This is a genomic window from Spirulina subsalsa FACHB-351, from assembly GCF_026130165.1.
Taxonomy (GTDB): Bacteria; Cyanobacteriota; Cyanobacteriia; order Cyanobacteriales; family Spirulinaceae; genus Spirulina_A; species Spirulina_A subsalsa_A.
On sequence record NZ_JAIHOM010000215.1, the window covers coordinates 1 to 4252 of the forward strand.

5 protein-coding genes are annotated in these 4252 nt (G+C 49.7%); 2 read left to right on the forward strand and 3 right to left on the reverse strand.

The genetic code is table 11. The features are described 5' to 3' along the window. From K4A83_RS22200 to K4A83_RS22210, 3 genes are all read right to left on the reverse strand, one after another. Window positions 1-127, reverse strand: a 127-nt coding sequence (locus tag K4A83_RS22200; RefSeq protein ID WP_265266899.1) for a helix-turn-helix domain-containing protein, incomplete at its 3' end; no start/stop codon positions are given. A gap of 125 nt (window positions 128-252) precedes the next feature. Beyond that, entirely contained in the window at window positions 253-1629 is a 1377-nt protein-coding gene (locus tag K4A83_RS22205) for a DUF4335 domain-containing protein (RefSeq protein WP_265266895.1), read from the reverse strand. After that, complete coding sequence (locus tag K4A83_RS22210; protein WP_265266896.1) at window positions 1626-2252, reverse strand: DUF3038 domain-containing protein; 627 nt, start codon at window positions 2250-2252, stop codon at window positions 1626-1628. Before K4A83_RS22210 ends, K4A83_RS22205 begins: the two co-directional genes overlap by 4 nt. 209 nt (window positions 2253-2461) lie before the next feature. Here K4A83_RS22210 and K4A83_RS22215 point away from each other — a divergent pair, with 209 nt between their 5' ends. Continuing rightward, the gene (locus K4A83_RS22215) at window positions 2462-2980 is read left to right on the forward strand and encodes an adenine phosphoribosyltransferase (protein ID WP_265266897.1); all 519 of its coding nucleotides are present in this window, start codon (window positions 2462-2464) and stop codon (window positions 2978-2980) included. Window positions 2981-3004: 24 nt separating this feature from the next. Continuing rightward, the gene (locus K4A83_RS22220; protein ID WP_265266898.1) at window positions 3005-4069 is read left to right on the forward strand and encodes an ABC transporter permease; all 1065 of its coding nucleotides are present in this window, start codon (window positions 3005-3007) and stop codon (window positions 4067-4069) included. The last annotated feature ends 183 nt before the right edge of the window (window positions 4070-4252 follow it).

A 4252-nucleotide genomic window follows, 5' to 3' on the forward strand; every position in this document is an offset into this window, starting at 1 on the left:
CGATACCACGATTATCCATCCAATAACGAAGGACTTTATTTCGGACAAATTGGGATGTCCTAATTGCTTCATTAATGGCGGTTATTTGTTGTGGTTTAGGGTAGACCTTAAACTCGTAGACAAACACAGATGATACTGAGTTAATGGATATCAAATATTATAATAACATGGAATTGAAAAATGAGTAATAAAAAGCCGTCCTGAAGGACGGGGCTTGTATCCCATTATTTTCGGTCAAGGTTATCCTCTACCTTACAGGCCTCGCAAGGCACTCACTTCTAACACTCCTCCATCCCGGAAGACCACGCGAAACTGTCCAAGGGGTTCTTGAGGGACCCAAGTTCCTTGTTCCTTGCCCATTCCGGCGGCGGCTGGGTTGACTAATTCGGGGAGGGGGGTGATTTGTTCGAGGTCGAAGGCCGGTTGATTTTGGGCTTCGTAGTCGGCGATCGCACCCTCTTCCGTCACAGCCACCCGGAAGATTAACGAACGCCCTTCGGTGTCCCCCTCAGCCCAGGCCGCACTCAGAGTTTCACGCAGCTCATCCCGTAAACGCCGTAGGGTAGGACGATCTTCAATTTCTGGCCCCAAGGTAGCGTTTCTCGCCTCCCCATCCCAGGGGGTCACTTGTAGGACAGAACGATTGGTAAACACAACGCGGAAGGGTGCGATCGCCTCCTCCAGTCCTTCCTCCAATCCTTCCCGACCTATAGGGATAAACGCCAAATCAGCCAGAGGGGTTTGTTCCGCCGCCTCTTGGGGCGTGCCTTGGATGCCCTGATACCCCACAATAGAACCATCCCGGGTCAGGGAAACCCGATAGGTTAAGGTTTGCCCTAACCCCCCTCGTTCCTGCCAAGCGTTATTCAACTCCCGGAAGAGATAGCGTTGCAAATAGCGGATTTCTGTGGGATCTTCCACCAGAGGCGCTCCGGCCAAGAACGCCACCACCTCCTCCACCTCCATCTCGGCCACAGGTCGGAGATTAGCCCGGGGATCCGTTTCCTCCGTTTGTTCCTGACGATCCTCCGCCAGACGGGGATCCGGTCGCTCCACTTCAGGAATCGGCACCGCAAATAACAGGGCAGCCGCGATCGCCAAACTCCCCAAACCCACCGCCATCGGTTTAGCCCGTTCCGTTACCGGAACATCCGCCTTCCGATAGCGACGACTCACCGGTTGTAAACGTAACGCCAGATCCGGCAACGTGCGATTATCCAGCAAAAACTGATCAATCGCCTCCACCAAATCAAACAACTGCACCGTATTTAAGGGCAACTCCAAAGTTTCCGCCTGTTGCCCTTCCGAGGTGTGGTGATAGCGCAAATAGTGCAAATTGGGGTCATGACCCCGTGCCACTGTCACCATCTCAGGAGCGCTATTGGGGTCTATCGGATGAGCAATCCCACTGAGAAACTCCTGAGCATAGGCACTCACCCCTTTGACTAAACCCTCTAGAAAATCCCGACCCCCCGTTAAATGTTGTTCCGACCCCGCAAAATGACATTCAGCATTAACCAGAATCGACATTCGCGGCCGGGCATTTTCCCCCGTCAAATCCACTTCATCACTTAAGCCTTCCAGTACGAGGCGGCAATTGGGCAGGCTATACTGTCGCTTAATGGTCATCGTACCTCTCCGTCGAATAGACTAATCCACAATCTGGTCATTCCTGATGTTCCCGTACAAAAGAGTAGCTTACTCAAAAGGGATAACGCTAACTCATTTAACTCCTCTTCATGAGACAGATAAAACGCCACTTTCGCCCGTTTAGGATTCATCCGACTGCGAAAGTGCGCCCGAAACCGTTCTAAATATTCAGACAAACGAAAATGCTGTTCTAAGGGTAATCCCTTCTCGACAATTTGCTGCTGGGCTAACAACAACTGGCGAATCAAAACCGTTAGTTGACGCGCCCGGTAACTGGCAATCACCGATAAAGCCTTGGCCTGAGTTAAGTTCAAGCTTTCCCGGGTGTAGGATTTACGCCAAGGATTGGTACAGCGTAACCGCCACAACACCACGCGATTTTCTATAATGCCCTGTAATTCTAGATCGGCTGCGGTGGCTAACATATACTCCGAACCGCCCAATTCTAACGCTTCCAAAGCGAGGAGAATCAGATCGAGGTTCTGTTGAACGCGAAGGGAACACCCTTCTATATGAGCAGGATTGGGCAGCGAGTCCAAAATCAAAGGCGTTGGACGGGCGGGAGGGCTATAATCCGACTGGATGTTCACAGATTGACTCATGGGGTTAGGAATAGGCGGTGACTGAAGAAGGACTGGAGAATCAACGTAACCTAGGGGGACAACTGGGAGATCAGACTTTGACCCGTTGTGTTTTGTTCTCTCCGGTCAGATGGATTCGGGAATTTCCCTCAATTCCAACATCATCAGGTTTCTAGTGTACTATTTTCTATGTTATTAGTACCCGGGGACAACATCCTCTAAATGTTTTTATGGATCTTAAAACACTTATCCGGGATATTCCCGATTTTCCTAAACCCGGCATTGTTTTCCGAGATATTACCACCCTCTTAAGACAACCCGAGGGACTCCGGGCGACGGCGGATTTATTGCGCGAACAGTGCCAAGGGGCAGGGTTTGCGCCAGATTATATTATTGGCATGGAGTCCCGAGGATTTATGTTTGCCCCCTTGTTGGCCTATCAATTGGGGGCAGGATTTATCCCGGTGCGCAAACCGGGTAAATTGCCGGGGGCGATCCATTCGGTGGAGTACGATTTAGAATATGGAACAGACTGCCTCGAAATTCATCAGGATGCCATCGAAGCGGGAAAAAAGGTGCTAATTGTTGATGATTTAATGGCGACGGGGGGAACCGCTAAGGCGGCGGCTGAGTTAGTGGGTTTTTGCGGGGCGGAGTTGATTGGCTTTGCTTTTGTAATTGAGTTGGTGGCACTCAAGGGGCGCGATTGTTTGCCTGATGTGCCGATTATTTCGTTGATTAGTTATTAGCAATAAACGAGCAAACATACCTCAATGACTGTTACCCAGGATTTTACATGGCGCGATCGCCTCAAGGAGAGTTTCTCCCACCTCAAGGCTATAGTGACCCATGAAACGGTTCTCTATGTCCTCAAGCGACTGTTACAAGGGATGCTGACCCTATTTCTGGCCTCGGTGATGATCTTTTTTGTCATGCAGTTTAACCCCGGCAATCCGGCCGACCGACTGCTCTATGAAAATCCCAATGTCTCCGAGGATGTCATTCGGCAATATATTGACCAGTTTGCCCTCGATCAGCCTTGGTTTATTCAACACTGGCGCTGGTTCTGGAATGTGCTGAGTCAGTTCAATTTCGGCTATAGTTTCGTCTATAGTGTGTCGGTGCAATACCTGATTGTCCAACGGATGGCGGCGACTCTTCTCCTGTCCATTCCCTCGATTATTATTACTTGGGCGATCGCACTTCCCCTAGGAATTGTGGGCGCAGTCCAGCAAAATCAACTCACCGACCGGGTTTTACGAGTCCTCAGTTATTTAGGTCAAGGTTTCCCCAGTTTCATCACCTGTCTGGTTTTACTCTTTGTCGCCCAAATCACCTCCCCCCTCTTCCCCGTTGGGGGGATGACTAGCATTAACCACGCAGACCTACCCCCTTTAGGCAAAGTGGTTGATATTGGTTGGCACATGATTCTCCCCACCATCGCCCTCAGTATTACCAGTTTTGCCGGGCTACAACGCCTCACCCGAGGTTCTCTGTTAGATGTCTTACGTCAAGAATATATTCAAACCGCCCGGGCTAAAGGTCTACCAGAAAACCGCGTGATTTATGTTCACGCCCTACGCAATGCCATCAATCCCCTTGTGACCATTTTAGGCTTTGAATTTGCCAGTCTTCTAAGCGGTTCTTTTATTGCCGAATTTTTCTTTAGCTGGCCCGGTTTAGGGTCATTAATTCTAGAGGCCGTGATGGGGCAAGATGTCCATTTAGCCGTAGGCGGATTAATGATGGGGGCGACGATGTTAATTCTAGGGAATTTATTAGCGGATTTACTCCTCCGTGCCGTTGACCCACGCATCCGTTTAGAGAATTTGCAATGACAACTCCCCACCCCAAAAAAGTCTATCCCCTATGCAGAGTAACTTATTCACCTCAGTTTTACCTTAAATGTTGGCTTGAAGGCTCTCGGTTTCACCGATGAGATGAAAAGCCAACCAATATAGAAACAGCGAAGCACAATTAATACTCTGGAGAGTCTTGGCTCTCCACAGATTTTTTAATAA